The organism is Algibacter pectinivorans (assembly GCF_900112595.1).
In the GTDB taxonomy this organism is placed as follows: Bacteria; Bacteroidota; Bacteroidia; order Flavobacteriales; family Flavobacteriaceae; genus Algibacter_B; species Algibacter_B pectinivorans.
The window spans coordinates 169,840-187,757 of the sequence record NZ_FOMI01000004.1; the positions used below are offsets into that span (position 1 = coordinate 169,840).

The following is a 17,918-nucleotide window of genomic DNA, read 5'->3' on the forward strand; positions in this document are numbered from 1 at the left end:
TAGTTAATTTTTACTTGCTTTATTAATAAGCTTTTTAAAATATTTTATCATTTTAGTTTCATTTTTACTTGAATCTAAAATGTTTTTATTGTGTTTGTCTAAAATGTAAATATTTATAATTGGTATTTTAATATACGTGATTTTTCCATTTAGATGTTCTTGTTTTTTATCGGAATGCGAATTGTAGATAATAATAGAACCATCTTCGGTATTTGTATTTTTTAAATCAATATGTTTCCACCGGTAGGTTACGCCTAACTTACCTTTTGATGCTTCGTTAAATAAACCAAATTTTTTGTTTAATAAATTTATAAGCTTATTAGAATTAAAAGAAAGGTTAGATGCAAGTGTTTTAACTTTTATTGTATTAGTAATTGCAAGATAATTGGTGTGTACCGCGTTTAACTCTGCACTAATTTGAGCGTAATTAGTGGATAATACAAATGCAAATCCTAAAAATAATGTTAGACTTTTGCTCATAATACATTTAATTGTTTTGCGAGTATCCTACAGCTTCTCCAATAAGTGTTGCACTTGTACAATTGGTAATTTTTACATTTACAAAATCGCCAACTTTATAGGCGTCTTTTGGGAATACGCATACAATACTTTCGGAGGTGCGACCAGACCATTGCTGATTTGATTTTTTAGATTCCTTTTCAATAAGTACTTCTACCGTTTTACCCAGCCATTCTTTAGTTTTAATTTCGCTGTGTAAACGCTGTAAATCCACTATATCTTGTAGTCTTCTTTTTTTGGTTTCTTCAGGAACATCATCTTCCATATTCCTACCAGCCATAGTTCCTGGACGCTCAGAATATTTATACATATAACCAAAATTGTATTTCACGTATTTTAATAAGGAAATGGTATCTTGGAAATCGGCTTCTGTTTCGGTAGGGAAACCAACAATAATATCTTGACTTATAGCACAGTTAGGAAGGATTTGCCTTATGTTATCAATTAATTCCATGTACTCTTCGCGGGTATGCAAGCGATTCATTTCTTTTAAAATACGATTGCTACCACTTTGTACTGGTAAGTGGATATGGTTACAGATATTTTGATGTTTAGCCATGGTTTTAACCACATCTAAAGTTAAATCTTGCGGGTTGGATGTAGAGAAACGAATACGCATTTTAGGTTGTGCTTTAGCACAGATTTCTAAAAGACTAGCAAAGTTTACAGCTGTTGCTTTTTGCATGTCGCTGGCTTTTTCGAAATCTTTTTTAAGGCCGCCACCATACCATAAATAACTATCTACATTTTGCCCAAGTAAAGTTATGTCTTTATAGCCTTTGCTCCATAGGTCGTTTATCTCTTCAATAATACTTTGTGGGTCTCTACTACGCTCTCTACCGCGAGTAAACGGTACCACGCAAAAAGTACACATATTATCGCAGCCACGAGTAATGGAAACAAATGCAGAAACGCCGTTTGTGTTTAAACGTACTGGTGCGATATCGCCGTAGGTTTCTTCTTTAGAGAGGATAACGTTTATGGCATCTCTACCTTCGTCTACCTCGGCAAGAAGGTTTGGTAAATCTTTGTAGGCATCTGGCCCAACTACCAGGTCTACTATTTTTTCTTCTTCAAGAAATTTAGTTTTTAAGCGTTCGGCCATACAGCCTAGAACACCAACCTTCATGTTTGGGTTATGGTCGCGTTTTACGGCGTTATATTTTTCAAGGCGTTTACGTACCGTTTGTTCTGCTTTATCGCGAATAGAGCAGGTGTTTACTAAAACCAAATCGGCTTCTTCTAGGTTTTGTGTGGTGTTAAAGCCTTGGTTTGCCATTATAGATGCTACAATTTCGCTATCGCTAAAATTCATGGCGCAGCCGTAACTCTCGATAAAAAGTTTGCGTTTGTTGCCTTCTTTTTTTTCTATAACTAAAGATTGGCCTTGTTTATTTTCGTCTATTATCTTTTCCATAGTGTGTCGATATTTCTACCGGGTCAATAAGTATGCAAAGATACAATAAATTTGCATTTAGTGACAAAGTGGCAGTTTGATTTTATATCTTATTTTGAGCTGTGATTTTTTAAGTTTTGTTGGGTTATGCTAAGCGGTTTTGAGTAAGCGCGCTAGGGATAGAAGTGGATAGCCCAGAGCCTGACGTAGGAGGCGCGAGTACTTGTAGTCTTTCGGCTAAGCTCAAGACAGGCTTTTGGCCCGACACTTTTGGGTTGCGCCTAAAAAAGAAACTTAAATTATTTACGCAACCTTTCTATGTTTTTGTATCTTTTATAAAACACCTAGCTTATGAAATTTAATTACCTTTTATTATTATCTCTGCTTGTTTCTGTTTGGTCTTGCGATAATAATGATGACGACGATTATGAGTTTGTACAAGTTGCCACACCGCAACTTATGAGTAAGTCTGCCTTTAGGAGCGCCGTAAAAATTGATGCGCCTAAAAGCATTGAGACCGTTGGTAAAATTTATGTGTATCGCGATTATATTTTTATTAGCGATGTAGATAACGGTATTCATGTTATTGATAACTCCAACCCTAAATCGCCTGAGGCTGTAAAATTTATAGAAATTCCTGGTAACGAAGATATCTCGGTTAAAGATGGGTTTTTATGTGCTGATAGTGCTACCGATTTGGTTGTTTTTGATATTAGGGATATTAATAATGTTGAGTTTGTTGAACGACTAGAAGATGTTTTTAATGTTTATGATTACGATATTCCTCTTGAGGCTCAGGCTGTAGATTTTGGTAAATTTGACTATAATGAAGATATTATTGTGGGATGGACTTTGGTTACCGAGCGTCGTAAAAAAAATACAGATGTTATGTTTTTTGATGGCGATGCGTTAGTTTCTAATGCGGAGTCTATAACGGGCGTAGGTGGTTCGTTGGCGCGTTTTCAAATTGTAAATAAGTATTTATATGCGGTGGGCAATTATGAAATGGCTATTTTTAATATTCAAAATTTAAAGGAACCTGTGTTAGAAAATACAACATATGCGGGATGGAATATAGAAACTATGTTTCAGGCCGATGGATATTTGTATTTAGGTAGTACGAATGGGATGTATATTTATACTTTAGATAACCCGAAGTTGCCCGAGTATGTTTCGGAGTTTACGCATTGGGAAGGTTGCGATCCGGTGGTGGTAGATGGCGACTATGCTTACTTAACCTTGCGTGGTGGTAATGCTTGTGGACAACTAGAAAGTGTACTAGAGGTTATCGATATTAGCGATAAAGCGACGCCTACATTAGCGAAACGCTATACCTTAGAGAATCCTTATGGTTTGGGTGTAAAGGAAAATATGCTATATGTGTGCGATGGTACGGCGGGTTTAAAACTATTTAAAAGAGAAACGCCTAAAGATTTGGTTTTGGTAAATACCTTAAAAGATGCTCAGGCTAAAGATGTTATTCCTTTGGAAGAAAGTTTGCTAATGATTGGCAATAACACCCTATATCAATATGAATATAAAGAAAACGACGTTAGTTTAATTAGCGCTTTCAAACTAAACTAAGTTAATTAAATGTTGTTTCAAATCTGCTTTCGGGCAGATTTTTTTACGTATAATTGTAACTTGTTTGTAAGTTAATACACTTACAGTTTTTCTAACCAAATTATTAAAGAATGAATGTTATTAATATGCTTTTAAGTAAAATCGAGCAGGCTAAAGACCTCGATTTTGGTGTTATTTTTAGTGAATCTATCGAGCTATTTAAAAAAACTTGGTTACAAGGGTTTTTAATGCTATTGTTTACCATGTTAATTATGTTGCCCTTAATTATTGTGCTTTATATTCCATTAATAGGTATGGTTGTAGCACAACAAGAAAGCGGTTATACCGATACTAGTGGGATGGAAGGTTTTTTTGCAGGTATGTCTGCTTTATATATATTGTTTATTATTGTTGCAGTACTTGTTTTAGGCTCTGTAACTTTTGCTATTAATGCTGGTTTTTACAGGATTATGAGGAAGTTAGATAATAACGAGCAAGTGGTAACTCCAGATTTTTTCTATTTTGTTAAGAAACAATATTTAGGAAAAACGTTTATGATTATGCTGGCTACAATAGGTATTGCTATACCATCGGCTTTACTTTGTTATATTCCTTTAATATATACATTGGTGCCTTTATCGTTTTTTGCAGTGTTTTTTGCTTTTAATCCAGATTTAACGGTAGGCGAAATTATAAAAGCTAGTTTTAAATTAGGGCATAAAAAATGGCTAATATCTTTTGGTTTAATAGTTGTTTCGGCATTGTTAGCTAATTTAGTGGGGTATTTGTTATGTGGTATTGGCTTGTTGTTTACTACGGCTTTTACATACCATCCTATATATTTAATTTACAAAAACGTAATAGGATTTGATGAGCATAGCGCTATTGATGAAATAGGAACAACAACAATAGAATAAAAAAAATAAATTTGTTTATACGAAAAAGCCTGATTCTACTATGTTTAAATCAGGTTTTTTTGTATCGATAATACACAGTTAATCCATAAAATGCTACAGGTAAACTTTTTTTGATATACATTTGTAGCTTCAAAAAATGAAGTATGGCGAAGAATTTAGTGATAGTGGAGTCACCTGCAAAGGCAAAAACCATTGAAAAATTTTTAGGAAAAGATTTTAAAGTAGAATCTAGTTTTGGGCATATTGCCGATTTACCTTCCAAGGAATTAGGGGTTGATGTTGATGGCGATTTTAAACCCAAATACGAAGTTTCTAAAGATAAAAAAGCAGTAGTTAAAAAACTGAAGGACTTAGCTAAAAAAGCCGACATGGTTTGGTTAGCAAGTGATGAGGATCGCGAGGGTGAGGCTATAGCATGGCATTTAGCCGAAACTTTAAAACTGGATAAAGACAAGACGAAACGTATTGTTTTTCACGAAATTACTAAAGGAGCCATTTTAAAGGCAATTGAAAATCCAAGAAGTATTGATTACGATTTAGTAGATGCACAACAAGCGCGTCGTGTTTTAGATAGAATTGTGGGTTACGAATTATCACCTGTACTTTGGAGAAAAGTTAAAGGTGGTTTATCTGCAGGTCGTGTACAATCTGTTTCTGTGCGATTAATTGTCGAAAAAGAAAGAGAAATACAGGGGTTTACTCCAGTAGGTTCGTATAGAATAGATGCCGAATTTTCAAACGAAGATGGGCAGACCTTTAAAGCAAAGCTTCCAAAGAATTTTTCTACGAAAGCCGAAGCTAAAAAATTCTTAGAGCAAAATGCTTCAGCCGATTTTAAAGTTGCCGATTTAACTAAAAAACCAGCAAAAAAATCCCCTGCTGCACCGTTTACAACATCAACATTGCAACAGGAAGCATCAAGAAAATTATATTTCTCAGTAAGTAAAACCATGACTATGGCGCAACGCCTATACGAAGCCGGTTTAATTACTTATATGAGAACAGATAGTGTAAATCTATCAGACGAGGCTAAAAAAGGTGCCGAAGCAGAAATTATTAATGCTTATGGCGATACTTATAGTAAGCCAAGAAATTATAAGGGTAAGGCTAAAGGTGCTCAAGAAGCGCATGAGGCCATACGTCCAACCAATTTTGCAACACACTCTGTTGATATAGATAGGGATCAAGCGCGTTTATACGAGTTAATCTGGAAACGTGCCATTGCTTCTCAAATGAGCGAAGCAGAATTAGAAAGAACTAACGTTAAAATAAGCGCAACTACCCATAACGAAACATTTACAGCAAACGGAGAGGTTATTACTTTTGATGGCTTTTTAAAAGTGTATTTAGAAGGTACTGATGATGAAGATGTAGAGCAAGATGGTATGTTGCCAGCAATGAAAACTAACGAAACATTGCTTAATAATTACATATCGGCAACAGAGCGCTACACGCGTCCGCCTGCAAGATATACCGAGGCCTCTTTAGTTAAAAAGCTAGAAGAGTTAGGTATTGGTCGTCCGTCTACTTACGCTCCAACTATTTCCACTATTCAAAATAGAAATTATGTAGAAAAAGGAACTGTTGAAGGCGTTGAGAGAAGTTACGCTCAACTTACTTTGCAAGAAGGAACTGTTAAAGATGTGACTTTAAGCGAAAAAGTAGGGTCAGATAAAGGGAAGTTGGTGCCAACAGATATTGGAATGATTGTTACAGACTTTTTGGTAAATCATTTCGATGCCATTTTAGATTATAATTTTACCGCTAAGGTAGAAGCCGATTTTGATGAAATTGCCGAAGGTAATGTAGATTGGACAGCAATGATGCAATCGTTTTACAAGGAGTTTCATCCTGTTGTTGAAGATGTTAAGGAAAATGCCGATAGAGAGTCAGGAGAACGAATTTTAGGCGAAGATCCTAAAACCGGAAAGCGTGTAAGTGTGCGTTTAGGTAAATTTGGACCCATGGTGCAAATAGGTACGGTTGATGACGAAGAGAAACCACAATTTGCAAGTTTAGGTCCAGACCAACAATTAAATACCATTACCTATGAAGAAGCTATGGATTTATTCCAGCTTCCTAAAACTCTAGGCCAGTTTGAGGGCGAAGAAGTGGTGGTTAATAATGGTCGTTTTGGACCCTATGTAAAATTTGGAGATGCTTATGTATCTCTTGGTAGGGGAACCGATCCTTTAGGTGTGGAGTTGGATGATGCCATTGTTTTAATTAAAGAAAAACAAAAAGCAGATGCGCCAATTTACATGTACAAAGATTTGCCAGTACAAAAAGGAAAAGGGCGTTTTGGGCCATTTATAAAATGGAACAATATGTTTATTAACGTAAACAAAAAATACGATTGGGATAATTTATCAGATGATGAAATTGTTGAATTAATTGAAACAAAAATTCAAAAAGAAATCGATAAGGTTATTCATAATTGGGAAGATGAAGGCATTCGTGTTGAAAAAGCAAGATGGGGCCGACATAATGTTATAAAAGGTAAAGTTAAGGTAGAGTTGGCAAAAACAGTAGATGTTGCCGATATGACCTTGGACGAGGCAAAAGCTATTATAGAAGCTAATGCACCTAAAAAGAAAACAAGAAAAACTGCCGCTAAAAAGAAGCCAGCAGCAAAAAAGAAGTAAATTTAAATGAATTTTAGTTTTTTAACACCAGTTTCAGATGCCGTTTTAGTTCATAACGAACTTTTATCTACCCATGCTATTGGTCGCAAAATTAAAATTCATTCGGTTCAAAACGGAATTCCGGACCTTAACGGCGTTAAACTAGCCATTTTTGGAGTTCTAGAAAACCGAAATGACGCTAATTACATAGGCGAAGAAATTAACTTCAATGAAATAAGACAATCATTTTATGGTTTATTCCCTGCTAGTTGGAATACTACAATTGTAGATTTAGGAGATATACACAAAGGTGAAACAGTAGAAGATACATACTTTGCTGTAAAAGAAACTATAACCAACTTAGTTAAAACAGGTATTATTCCAATTATACTTGGAGGGTCTCAAGATTTAACCTACCCTAATTATAGAGCTTACGATAATTTAATCCCAATGGTTAATATTGTAAATGTAGATTCGCAATTTAATTTGGGAGATTCAACAAAACCTATTAAAAACAATAGTTTTGTGGGTAAAATTATACTAGATCAACCTTATAATTTATTTAACTACGCTACAATTGGCTATCAAACCTATTTTAATTCCCAAGAAGAAATAGATTTGATGGAAAATTTATACTTCGAATCTTATAGACTTGGTGCAGTATCGAACGATATTACTTTAGTTGAACCCGCATTACGAGACGCAAATATTGTAAGTGTAGATTTGTCTTCTGTAAAAGGATCGGAAGTAAGTGTAAAGCAAAAATACTCTCCAAATGGGTTGGATGGTAAAGAAATATGCGCTATAGCACGTTATGCAGGTATTAGTAATAAGGTGTCTTCTTTTGGTGTTTATGAATATAGACCATCAAAAGATGATGAGCTAACCTCAATGTTGGTAGCTCAAATGTTATGGTACTTTGTTGAAGGTGTGAACTGTCGCGTTAATGATGATGATTTTTTAGAAGATGATAACTATCAAAAATACATTACTTTAGTCGAATCAGAAGAGTTGGTTTTTTACAAAAGTAATAAAACTGGGCGATGGTGGATAGAAATTCCTTTTTTATCAAATGTTAATAATAAATTAAAAAGACATACGTTATTACCATGCATGCATCAAGATTATTTAGATGCCTGTAATAATGAATTACCAGAGAGGTGGTATAAAGCGTTAAAAAAGAATAGTGTTTAAAAAATAAAGTTTGGTTGAAATACCAATTTCATCGTTTAAAAGTTATTTTTTTACGACGAAATGTTATTTTTTTAGGTAAAAAGTTGTTTTATTAAAAATATATAAATATGTTTACGCTCTCAAAAATGAAGCTTAAAATAATTAACCTCAAGTTTTCTATGAATATTAAGAAATTTATATTGTTAACCTCAGTTTTTGCAATGCTAGCAAGTTGTGGCTCTAAAAATAGAGGAGAGCTAGTTGGTGTTCAAGGAAAAAAATGGCATCCGGAAAAACCTTTTGGTATGGAGTTAATTCCTGGAGGCGCATTTATAATGGGTAAAGCGGACGATGATCTTGCCGGTGTGCAAGATGCGCCTTCTAAAACCGTTACGGTACGAGCTATTTACATGGATGCAACAGAAATTACAAACAGTGAGTACCGCCAGTTTGTTAATTGGGTGCGAGATTCTATCGTTAGAATGAAATTAGCCGTATTAGCCGATGAAGTTGGTTTAACTCAGGCCGATGAAGGTACCATTGGAGAATTTGCTTTTAGCGATGCAGATCCAGAAAATATGTCTGTTTACGAAAAATACATGTACGATAATTATACTGGTTTAGGGCCAACAGGCTACGAAGGCAGAAAAATTAATAAAGACATCGATTTAATTTTCGATACCTCAGAGTATTTAGATGAATACTATGCCGAGGTTATGGATACCATGTATTTACCTCTAGAGGAATCTTACAATGGACAACGTACTTGGGATGTTACTAAATTTAAATTTCAATACAGCCACATGGATATACAAGAGGCTGCAAGAAATAGAGGTGTTAAGCGTAGCGATGTTATTATAAAAGAAGAATTAGAAATTTATCCAGATACAACCGTTTGGATTAGAGATTTTGCATATTCTTATAACGAGCCAATGCATAACGATTACTTTTGGCATGACGCATATAGCGACTATCCTGTTGTAGGAGTTACTTGGAAACAGGCTAAAGCATTTTGTGAGTGGCGAACCATTAACAAAAATTCTTACCAAAAATCTAAAAAAGGAGCCCAAATGGTGAATACATTTAGATTACCATCTGAGGCCGAGTGGGAGTATTCTGCTCGTGGTGGTCTACAAGCAGCAACTTATCCTTGGGGAGGTCCTTATACAAAAAGTGATAGAGGTTGCTTTATGGCTAACTTTAAGCCTGTAAGAGGTGATTATGCGGCAGATCAAGCTTTATATACAGTAGAAGCAAAATCTTACGAGCCAAATGATTATAATTTATATAACATGGCTGGTAACGTATCAGAATGGGTTAATGCATCATATGATCCTTCATCATATCAATATACATCAAGTATAAACCCGAGTGTAAATGACAATGAAAATAAACGAAAAATTGTAAGAGGTGGATCGTGGAAAGATGTAGCTTACTTTTTACAAGTAAGTTCCAGAGACTACGAGTACGCTGACTCCGCAAGGAGTTACATAGGATTCAGAACCGTACAAGATTATATGGGGACACAAGTAACTAGTAACGGGAAATAAAAATTTAATCCAAATCAATTAATTAAAATAATACTATTAACCTACTTAAGTAAAACAACCTACTTAAAACTAAAAACCTAAAATTATGGCAAAGTCAAAAGCAAAAAAGAAAGCAATGAACATGATGTATGGACTAGGAGCAGCAATTGTAATCCTAGGTGCATTATTTAAAATTACACACATGGAGTTTGGACCCTTAAACGGTAACGTACTTCTAACAATTGGTTTAGTAACAGAAGCCCTTATATTCGCAGTTTCGGCATTTGAGCCTGTGGATGATGAATTAGATTGGTCCTTAGTTTACCCGGAATTAGCTGGAGGAAAAGCAAATGCTAAGGCTGCATCCGGTAAAGAAGATGCTCAAGGTATGTTATCTCAAAAACTGGATAATTTATTAAAAGAAGCAAAAATTGACGGCGAATTAATAGCTAGTTTAGGCGAAAGCATTAGAGGATTTGAAGGCGCTGCTAAAAATATGTCGTCTACGGTTGATTCTGTGGAAGCTACAAAGAAATATGGTGAAGAGCTATCATTAGCTGCTGCTCAAATGGAATCATTAAACAGCTTATACAAAGTACAATTAGATAGTGCTACAAAGCAACAAACTATCAACGAAGAGTCTGTTGAAAATGCAGCAAAATTAAAAGAACAAATGCAATCTTTAGCGTCTAACTTATCATCATTAAATGGTGTATATGGTGGTATGTTATCTGCAATGAACAAATAATTAGGAGCGTTAATAAATAATCCCAAATTAATTTAATTAACCAAAAAAAACCTAATTATCATGGCAGGAAATAATTTATCACCAAGACAGAAGATGATTAATCTGATGTATTTAATATTTATAGCAATGCTAGCCTTAAATATGTCTAAAGAAGTGCTTTCGGCCTTCGGATTAATGAACGAAAAGCTTACCATATCAAACGAAGCTACGGAGGCTAGAAATGCTAGTTTTGTTGCAAGTTTAGATGTAAAAGCAGAGGATTCACCAGAAAAGTATCAGCCTTTAAAAGCTAAAGCTGAAAAAATCGACAAATTAGCTCATGATTTTGATGCTTATTTAACAGATTTGAAAGGGAAAATGACGGCTAAACTTGAAGACCCTCAAGATTACGAAGTTATGGATAAGGGAGATTACCTTGACCAAAACTTTTTTAAAGGAGGAGCCGTTAGTGAAGGTGGAAAAGAGTTTTTAGCTCACATGAAAAATTTCAGAGAAGGAGTAGCTAACATTTTGGCCGATCAAAAAGGAATGGAATCTGTAGTTAAAGATGTTAACGAAAAGTTTAAAACAGATAAGGTTGAAAATAGAGATGGAGTAAAAGTAGATTGGTTAGATTACCATTATAAGGGATTCCCTTTAGTAGCTTCTTTAACAAAAATGACGCAGTTGCAGTCTGATATTAAAACTACAGAGTCTGAAATATTATCGAATATGTTAGCAGGAACACTTTCTAGTGAGGTATCTATGACTAACTACACCACTTTAATGGAAACATCTAAATCGGCTTACTTTAACGGCGAGAAGTTTGATGGACAAATTGTTTTAGGGCGTAAAGACGCATCTACAAAACCAAAAAGAGTTGAATTAACTTTAGATGGTAGAAAACTTACAGACAAACAATACGCTATTGAAGATGGTAAAGTTAAACTGCTTATTGGTACTGGTGGCGTTGGAGAACACAAGATTGAAGGTAAATTAATCTTTGGTGAAGGTGGTGAAGAAATTGAAGTACCTGTAAAGTCTTCTTTTGCTACCGTGTCAAAACCAAATTCAGCAACTATTTCAGCAGATAAAATGAATGTCGTTTATAGAGGTGTTAAAAACCCAATGACTATTTCGTTTGCAGGTATTCCAGATAATAAAGTAAATGCTAGCGCTCAAGGTTTATCTAGAGGTTCTGGTAGTAGCTATGTAATGGATGCTACTAAAATTAAGGGTAGAGAAGTTACAATTAACGTAACTGGTACATTACCAGATGGAGGGAAAGTAACCGATAATGCTAAATTTAGAATTAAAGATTTACCAAAACCAACAGGTACAATTAGAGGAGAAGACGGAGCTATTAAAATGCAACGTAACAGTCTTAAAATATCTACTATTGGTGCTAAATTTGAAGATTTCGATTTTGAATTACCGTTAAGAGTATCAGGATTTAAATTTAAAGTTCCTGGACAACCTACAATAAATGTAAGAGGAAATAAGTTAGATAGTAGAGCGCAGGCAGCTTTAGCTAAAGCTAAACGTGGATCTGGTGTTCAAATATTTGATATTGAAGCAAAAGCAAGTGGTGTAAGTGTTATACTTAAAAAAGTATCGCCAGTTTTTGTTGAACTTACAAATTAAAAATACTGTTAGAGATAATTTTTAATTGCTAAAAATTATCTCTAATAATTAGAATGTAAAATAAAAATTAAGATGAACGTAAAAAGTTTTTTATTAACCGTAGCAACTGTTTTTACAGTATCAAGTGTATTTGCACAAGCTAATATTCTTAATGCTAAAAGCCCTGAAGAAATAGGGGTAAGAACGGAGTCTCAAAAAGCAGTCGATAACGACAAACCTTTGGAATATGGGTATGTAGATGATAGAGATATACTTTTTTCTAAAATGGTTTGGGAAAAGATAGTGCTTGATGAGCGTGCAAACTTTCCATTGTATTACCCAATTGATACTAACAATATTGGTAGCGATAGAAGGTCGTTGTACGACGTGTTAATGAAAAATATTAAAAACGGAAAAATAAAAAACATCTACGATGATTCTTATTTTACAACAAAACGTACGTTAAAAGATATTCAAGGTGCATTAACTATGATTGATACTACCGAGTATGGTATTGAGCAGTTAAATGCTGGTGAAACTTTATCTGCAGAATATATTAACAAAAGAGAAATTACAGCGGCTGATATTAGAGAATATCACATTAAAGGCCTTTGGTATTTTGATAAGCGACAAGCCGAAATGAAATACAGACTTTTAGGAATTGCTCCTGTAGCTCCAGATGTTAACTTTATTGATGATGACCAGCCAGATTTGGTACCTTTGTTTTGGGTGTTTTTCCCAGATGCAAGAGAAGTGTTACACGAAGCAAAATCTTTTAACAATAAAAACAGTTCTATGCCATTTTCTTTTGATCATGTCTTGAATGCAAGGCGTTTTCAAGGATACATTTTTAAAGAAGAAAATGTACAAAATGACAGAGCAATATCAGAATACGTATCTCAAAATGCTTTAATGCAACTACTTGAATCTGAAAGAATCAAGGATAAAATTAGAGATTTTGAATTAGATATGTGGACCTATTAAGCCATAATAGTCTATAAAATAGTAAAAACGCCCACTTTTTTAAGTGGGCGTTTTTTTATGGCTAAACCTTATTTAGTTTATTTTTTAAACATTCTAACTATCTTAGCCGCCAATATGGAAGTAGATTATATTATTGTTGGTATTGGAATTGCTGGTATTAGTTTTTGCGAACAGTTAAGAGCAAACGGAAAATCCTTTGTAGTTTTTGATGATGGCTCTCAGCAATCCTCTACAGTTGCTGGTGGCTTATATAACCCTGTGGTTTTAAAACGCTTTACATCGGTCTGGAAAAGTACAGAGCAGTTGGATGTAGCCTTACCAATGTATGCTCGCATTGAGGAGCGACTCCATGTAAAGTTAGATTATAAAATACCTGTATATAGAAAATTTGCTTCGCTAGAAGAACAAAATGATTGGTTTTCGGCTTCGGATAAGCCTTTGTTAACTAGATACCTTTCTACAAATATTATTAAAAATACAAATAAGGCTATTGATGCGCCTTTTGGTTTTGGTAAGGTTTTAGAAACCGGTAGGATTGATGTTAATACCATGATTAAAGCTTATAAGGCTGAGCTTATAGCCACTAATAGCCTGATAGAATCTGCTTTTAACTACGATAATTTGTATATTAATGATGCCGCTTTAGGTTATAAAGATATAACCTCTAAGCATATTGTGTTTGCAGAAGGCTCTGGGATACGTTTAAATCCGTTTTTTAATACTTTACCACTAAACCCTGCTAAGGGTGAATTGTTAACCATACAGGCTCCTAATTTAAATATAGATTTTGTTTTAAAAGCTGGCGTATTTTTAATTCCGTTGAGCGATGATTTATATATTGTTGGAGCAACCTACGAGTGGAAAGATTTAACGTATAAAACTACTATAAAAGCTAAGGAGGCACTTTTGGAAAAGTTGGATAAGCTTATAAATTGTCCTTATAAAGTGGTACAGCAAGTAGCGGGTATTAGGCCAACGGTTAAAGACAGGCGACCATTAGTTGGTAGCCATACTATACACCATAATATGTACATACTAAATGGCCTGGGAACACGTGGTGTAATGATTGGGCCTTATGTGGCTAAACAATTGTATGGATTTATAGAGGAAAACAAACCTCTTGATAATGAAATTGATATTAAGCGTTTTAACTTATAATTTTGTTTAATGCTGCGTTAGGGATTGTAGTGTAAAGCCCACAGCCCGACGAAGGAGGTGCGAGGACTTGTAATGAAAAGCCCGACCCTTTTTGGGGTAACGCCCAAAATATTATTTTTTCTTAAGGGATTTATCGTAACTCATAAAAAAGTTTATCCATATATTTCTTGAAAGCCGCATTATTATTGGCATAAATACCACTAGAGTTGCTATAATAGAAATAAATATACCGTTTAGGCTGGCATTAAAAACGTAAAGGCTTATTATAAAAGCGGCAAAAGCAAAGGCGATACCCACGGCGTAACTAACATACATAGCGCCGTAAAAGAACGAAGGCTCTATTTTATATTTTGTGCCACAATTACTGCATTTTTCGTTCATGCTTAAAGCCTCGGTTAGAATGTATGGATTGGTATTGACGTACATAGATTCTTCATGGCACCTCGGACATGTTCCTGTTAAAATACTATATAATTTTGATCCTTTTTTAAACATATTATTTAGTGTACTTTTGCATGCGAAATTGCAATACAAAAATACTGTTTTATTAATAACGTATTGTTACAAAAGTTACATTTCTATGATGAATATCCATAATTTATCGATTTCCTTTCAAGGCGAATACCTTTTTGAGGACATAACATTTAAACTTGGTAATGGCGATAGAATTGGGCTTATTGGAAAAAATGGGGCCGGAAAGTCTACCATGCTTAAAATTTTATCTAAAGAAATGGAACCGGATACTGGTCAAATTGCAGCAGATAAGGAACTTAAGATAGGCTTTTTAAAACAAGATATTGATTTTGTTTTAGGCAGAACAGTTTTAGAAGAATCGTATGAAGCGTTTACCGAAATAAAAGCACTTGAGGCTAAAATGGAAGCAGTTAATACGCAATTGGCAGAACGTACCGATTATGAAAGTGAAGCGTATAACCAGCTTATGATTGATATAAACGAGCTGCAACATCAATACGAAATTCTGGGTGGTTATAATTACCAAGGCGACACCGAAAAAATATTACAAGGCTTAGGTTTTAAGCGCGAAGATTTTAATAAACTTACCGACACTTTTTCTGGCGGATGGCGCATGCGTATTGAACTAGCAAAACTACTATTACAGAGTAACGATATTTTACTTTTAGATGAGCCTACAAACCACTTGGATATTGAATCTATTATATGGTTGGAAGGGTTTTTACGTAATTATACAGGAGCTGTAGCTATTGTTTCGCATGATAAAATGTTTTTGGATAATGTTACTAATAGAACTATTGAGATTTCTTTAGGTAGAATTTACGATTACCCAAAGCCTTACTCAAAGTTTTTAGTGCTACGTGAAGAACTGCGTACCCAACAATTGGCATCACAGAAAAATCAGCAAAAGCAAATTGAGCAAACCGAAAAGTTAATTGAAAAGTTTCGTGCTAAAGCATCAAAAGCTACCATGGCTCAATCGCTTATTAAAAAGCTTGATAAAATTGATAGAATTGAGGTGGATGAGGATGATAATAGTGTAATGACCTTAAATTTTCCGGTATCTATAACTCCGGGTAAAGTTGTTGTAGAAACCAATAAAATTTCTAAAAACTATGGCAATAACCAAGTTTTAAAGGACGTTGATTTACTTATTGAGCGCGATAGTAAAACGGCTTTTGTTGGTCAAAACGGACAAGGAAAATCGACGTTAGCTAAAATTATAGTTGGCGATATTAAGTATGATGGCGAACTAAAACTGGGGCATAATGTACAAATTGGTTATTTTGCCCAAAATCAAGCAGAGTATTTAGATGGTAATAAAACTGTGCTAGATACCATGATTGATGCTGCAAATGAAACCAACCGTAGTAAAGTTCGAGATATTTTAGGGTCGTTTTTGTTTAGAGGCGACGAGGTTGAAAAATATGTGCGTGTACTTTCGGGAGGAGAACGTAACCGTTTAGCTTTGGCTAAGTTAATGTTACAACCGTTTAATGTGCTTATTATGGATGAGCCAACAAACCACTTAGATATAAAATCTAAAAACGTATTAAAAGAAGCTTTAAAGCGCTTTGAAGGTACTTTAATTTTGGTATCGCATGATCGTGATTTTCTGCAAGGTTTAACCAACTTAGTTTACGAGTTTAAAGACCATAAGTTAACGCAATATTTAGGTGATATTGATTATTATCTTGAAAAACGAAAAGTAGAAAATTTAAGAGAAGTTGAAAAACGTACGGTAGTTAAGGAAACGCCAAAGGTTAAAAAACAACAGTCTTACGAAGATCAAAAAAAGTTAAAGTCCTTAAATAACAAGTTGAGTAATGTTGAGTCTAAAATTAGCCAGTTAGAACGCGAAATAAAGGCAATTGATTTAGAACTCGAAATTAACTATGAAGAAGTGACCTCTAAACCAAACTTTTTTGATGATTATCAAAAAAAGAAAACTGCTTTACAAGGTTTTATGGAAAAATGGGAAGACATTCATCTAGAAATTGAAGAGTTCGAAAATTAGTAATTTTTTATGTTTTTTTTAACGTTTATCGCTTGAACTATAGGCTAATTTTGCCTGCATACTTATCAAAACTCTGTGTATGCGCAAAATTATACTATCCATTATTGGCCTATTGCTAATAGTAGCCTCTTTTTTTTATGCAAAAAAATTAATAGCAGATAAAAACAGACCAAAGCCTGTACAAGCAAAAGTTGTAAAAACTGTTTTTACAGATACTATTCAAAACAGCGTAATTCCTATCGTTATTGCTGCAAATGGAAGTTTGGAAGCCAAACGCAGACTAGAAATTTATGCCGAGGTACAAGGTATATTTAAACAAGGAAGTAAGTTATTTAAGCCAGGGCAGGAATACAGGGCAGGACAAACTTTAATTAAAGTGGATGCAGCAGAGTATTATGCAAGTGTACAATCTGCTAAAAGCAATCTCTACAACTCCATTGCTGCAATTATGCCAGATTTACGTTTAGATTTTCCTGATATTTTTAATAAATGGCAAAACTATCTTTCTGGTTTCGATTTAAATAAAACAACACCTAAGTTGCCTGAAATGACTTCTGATAAGGAGAACTATTTTATTACAGGAAGAAGTATAGTTTCTAATTACTACAATGTAAAAAATTTAGAACAGCGTTTAGCCAAATATAGTATTACGGCACCGTTTTCAGGTATTTTAACTGAAGCTTTAGTTACCGAAGGTACATTAATTAGAAGTGGACAAAAACTAGGGGAATTTATAGATCCATCCGTTTACGAAATGGAAGTTGCTGTTAGTAAAATCTATGCCAACTTACTTAAAGTAGGAGAAGATGTTGTTTTAAATAATTTAGATAAAACCGAAAATTATAAAGGAAAAGTATCTCGTGTAAACGGAAGCATAGATCCAACAACGCAAACCATTACAGCTTATATTGAAGTTAAAAATACAAACCTAAAGGAAGGTATGTACTTAGAGGCTAATTTAAATGCGAAGGAGGAAAGTGATGCTATAGAAATAGATAGAAACTTATTACTAGAAACGCAACAAATTTACGTTGTAAAAGATACTTTGCTAGATGTTATAGATGTAAAACCTATTTATTTTTCGGATACCAAAGTGGTTTTAAAAAATGTGCCAAACGGAACTGTAATACTTAAAAAGCCAGTTCCTGGAGCGTATGCAGGAATGTTGGTGAAATCTTTTGAAGAACAACCTGAAGCTAAAGACCAACAGTAGC

Annotated in this window: 14 protein-coding genes; 11 read left to right on the forward strand and 3 right to left on the reverse strand. The window is 34.3% G+C overall.

Translation table 11 applies throughout. From position 1 onward, the window contains the following. Nucleotides 1–3 precede the first annotated feature (3 nt). Together BMY96_RS07950 and miaB are read right to left on the reverse strand one after the other, a co-directional pair. Nucleotides 4–480 carry a hypothetical protein gene (locus BMY96_RS07950; protein ID WP_092851134.1) on the reverse strand — a complete coding sequence of 159 codons (477 nt, stop codon included), beginning with the start codon at nt 478–480 and terminating at the stop codon, nt 4–6. Nucleotides 481–487: 7 nt separating this feature from the next. Then, entirely contained in the window at nt 488–1,936 is a 1,449-nt protein-coding gene (miaB, locus tag BMY96_RS07955; protein ID WP_092851135.1) for a tRNA (N6-isopentenyl adenosine(37)-C2)-methylthiotransferase MiaB, read from the reverse strand. A gap of 330 nt (nt 1,937–2,266) precedes the next feature. Here miaB and BMY96_RS07960 point away from each other — a divergent pair, with 330 nt between their 5' ends. The 9 genes from BMY96_RS07960 to BMY96_RS08000 all read left to right on the forward strand — a co-directional run bounded on the left by BMY96_RS07960 (nt 2,267) and on the right by BMY96_RS08000 (nt 14,213). Next, nucleotides 2,267–3,499, forward strand: a complete 1,233-nt coding sequence (locus BMY96_RS07960; RefSeq protein WP_092851136.1) for an LVIVD repeat-containing protein — start codon at nt 2,267–2,269, stop codon at nt 3,497–3,499. 110 nt (nt 3,500–3,609) lie between these two features. Then, on the forward strand, nt 3,610–4,395 hold the full coding sequence (locus BMY96_RS07965) for a hypothetical protein (protein WP_092851137.1): 786 nt from the start codon (nt 3,610–3,612) through the stop codon (nt 4,393–4,395). Nucleotides 4,396–4,538: 143 nt separating this feature from the next. After that, nucleotides 4,539–7,040 carry a type I DNA topoisomerase gene (topA, locus tag BMY96_RS07970; RefSeq protein ID WP_092851139.1) on the forward strand — a complete coding sequence of 834 codons (2,502 nt, stop codon included), beginning with the start codon at nt 4,539–4,541 and terminating at the stop codon, nt 7,038–7,040. Nucleotides 7,041–7,046: 6 nt separating this feature from the next. After that, on the forward strand, nt 7,047–8,213 hold the full coding sequence (locus BMY96_RS07975; RefSeq protein WP_092851140.1) for a formimidoylglutamase: 1,167 nt from the start codon (nt 7,047–7,049) through the stop codon (nt 8,211–8,213). A 164-nt stretch (nt 8,214–8,377) separates the two neighbouring features. Continuing rightward, on the forward strand, nt 8,378–9,742 hold the full coding sequence (gene porK / locus BMY96_RS07980; RefSeq protein ID WP_489884284.1) for a T9SS ring complex lipoprotein PorK/GldK: 1,365 nt from the start codon (nt 8,378–8,380) through the stop codon (nt 9,740–9,742). 85 nt (nt 9,743–9,827) lie between these two features. Beyond that, nucleotides 9,828–10,469, forward strand: a complete 642-nt coding sequence (porL, locus tag BMY96_RS07985; RefSeq protein ID WP_092851141.1) for a type IX secretion system motor protein PorL/GldL — start codon at nt 9,828–9,830, stop codon at nt 10,467–10,469. 60 nt (nt 10,470–10,529) lie between these two features. Further along, nucleotides 10,530–12,092: a type IX secretion system motor protein PorM/GldM gene (porM, locus tag BMY96_RS07990; RefSeq protein ID WP_092851142.1), complete on the forward strand. Its 1,563-nt coding sequence runs from the start codon at nt 10,530–10,532 to the stop codon at nt 12,090–12,092. A gap of 72 nt (nt 12,093–12,164) precedes the next feature. After that, nucleotides 12,165–13,055, forward strand: a complete 891-nt coding sequence (gene porN, locus BMY96_RS07995; protein ID WP_092851143.1) for a type IX secretion system ring subunit PorN/GldN — start codon at nt 12,165–12,167, stop codon at nt 13,053–13,055. A gap of 57 nt (nt 13,056–13,112) precedes the next feature. Next, nucleotides 13,113–14,213, forward strand: coding sequence for an NAD(P)/FAD-dependent oxidoreductase (locus BMY96_RS08000; protein WP_349267200.1), 1,101 nt, complete (start codon nt 13,113–13,115; stop codon nt 14,211–14,213). Nucleotides 14,214–14,324: 111 nt separating this feature from the next. Here BMY96_RS08000 and BMY96_RS08005 read toward each other — a convergent pair whose 3' ends face one another. After that, nucleotides 14,325–14,708 carry a DUF983 domain-containing protein gene (locus tag BMY96_RS08005; protein WP_092851145.1) on the reverse strand — a complete coding sequence of 128 codons (384 nt, stop codon included), beginning with the start codon at nt 14,706–14,708 and terminating at the stop codon, nt 14,325–14,327. 85 nt (nt 14,709–14,793) lie between these two features. On the opposite strand from BMY96_RS08005, the gene BMY96_RS08010 reads away from it, so the two are divergent. Both BMY96_RS08010 and BMY96_RS08015 read left to right on the forward strand, forming a co-directional pair. Continuing rightward, nucleotides 14,794–16,704, forward strand: a complete 1,911-nt coding sequence (locus BMY96_RS08010; protein ID WP_092851147.1) for an ABC transporter ATP-binding protein — start codon at nt 14,794–14,796, stop codon at nt 16,702–16,704. A gap of 79 nt (nt 16,705–16,783) precedes the next feature. Continuing rightward, the gene (locus tag BMY96_RS08015) at nt 16,784–17,917 is read left to right on the forward strand and encodes an efflux RND transporter periplasmic adaptor subunit (protein WP_092851149.1); all 1,134 of its coding nucleotides are present in this window, start codon (nt 16,784–16,786) and stop codon (nt 17,915–17,917) included. Nucleotide 17,918: the final 1 nt, after the last annotated feature.

What these genes read in the sequence shown, in the direction of transcription:
- BMY96_RS07950 (WP_092851134.1), bottom strand. Translation starts at nt 480, where the DNA reads ATGAGCAAAAGTCTAACATTATTTTTAGGATTTGCATTTGTATTATCC.
- miaB (WP_092851135.1), bottom strand. Translation starts at nt 1,936, where the DNA reads ATGGAAAAGATAATAGACGAAAATAAACAAGGCCAATCTTTAGTTATA.
- BMY96_RS07960 (WP_092851136.1), top strand. Translation starts at nt 2,267, where the DNA reads ATGAAATTTAATTACCTTTTATTATTATCTCTGCTTGTTTCTGTTTGG.
- BMY96_RS07965 (WP_092851137.1), top strand. Translation starts at nt 3,610, where the DNA reads ATGAATGTTATTAATATGCTTTTAAGTAAAATCGAGCAGGCTAAAGAC.
- topA (WP_092851139.1), top strand. Translation starts at nt 4,539, where the DNA reads ATGGCGAAGAATTTAGTGATAGTGGAGTCACCTGCAAAGGCAAAAACC.
- BMY96_RS07975 (WP_092851140.1), top strand. Translation starts at nt 7,047, where the DNA reads ATGAATTTTAGTTTTTTAACACCAGTTTCAGATGCCGTTTTAGTTCAT.
- porL (WP_092851141.1), top strand. Translation starts at nt 9,828, where the DNA reads ATGGCAAAGTCAAAAGCAAAAAAGAAAGCAATGAACATGATGTATGGA.
- porM (WP_092851142.1), top strand. Translation starts at nt 10,530, where the DNA reads ATGGCAGGAAATAATTTATCACCAAGACAGAAGATGATTAATCTGATG.
- porN (WP_092851143.1), top strand. Translation starts at nt 12,165, where the DNA reads ATGAACGTAAAAAGTTTTTTATTAACCGTAGCAACTGTTTTTACAGTA.
- BMY96_RS08000 (WP_349267200.1), top strand. Translation starts at nt 13,113, where the DNA reads ATGGCTAAACCTTATTTAGTTTATTTTTTAAACATTCTAACTATCTTA.
- BMY96_RS08005 (WP_092851145.1), bottom strand. Translation starts at nt 14,708, where the DNA reads ATGTTTAAAAAAGGATCAAAATTATATAGTATTTTAACAGGAACATGT.
- BMY96_RS08010 (WP_092851147.1), top strand. Translation starts at nt 14,794, where the DNA reads ATGATGAATATCCATAATTTATCGATTTCCTTTCAAGGCGAATACCTT.
- BMY96_RS08015 (WP_092851149.1), top strand. Translation starts at nt 16,784, where the DNA reads ATGCGCAAAATTATACTATCCATTATTGGCCTATTGCTAATAGTAGCC.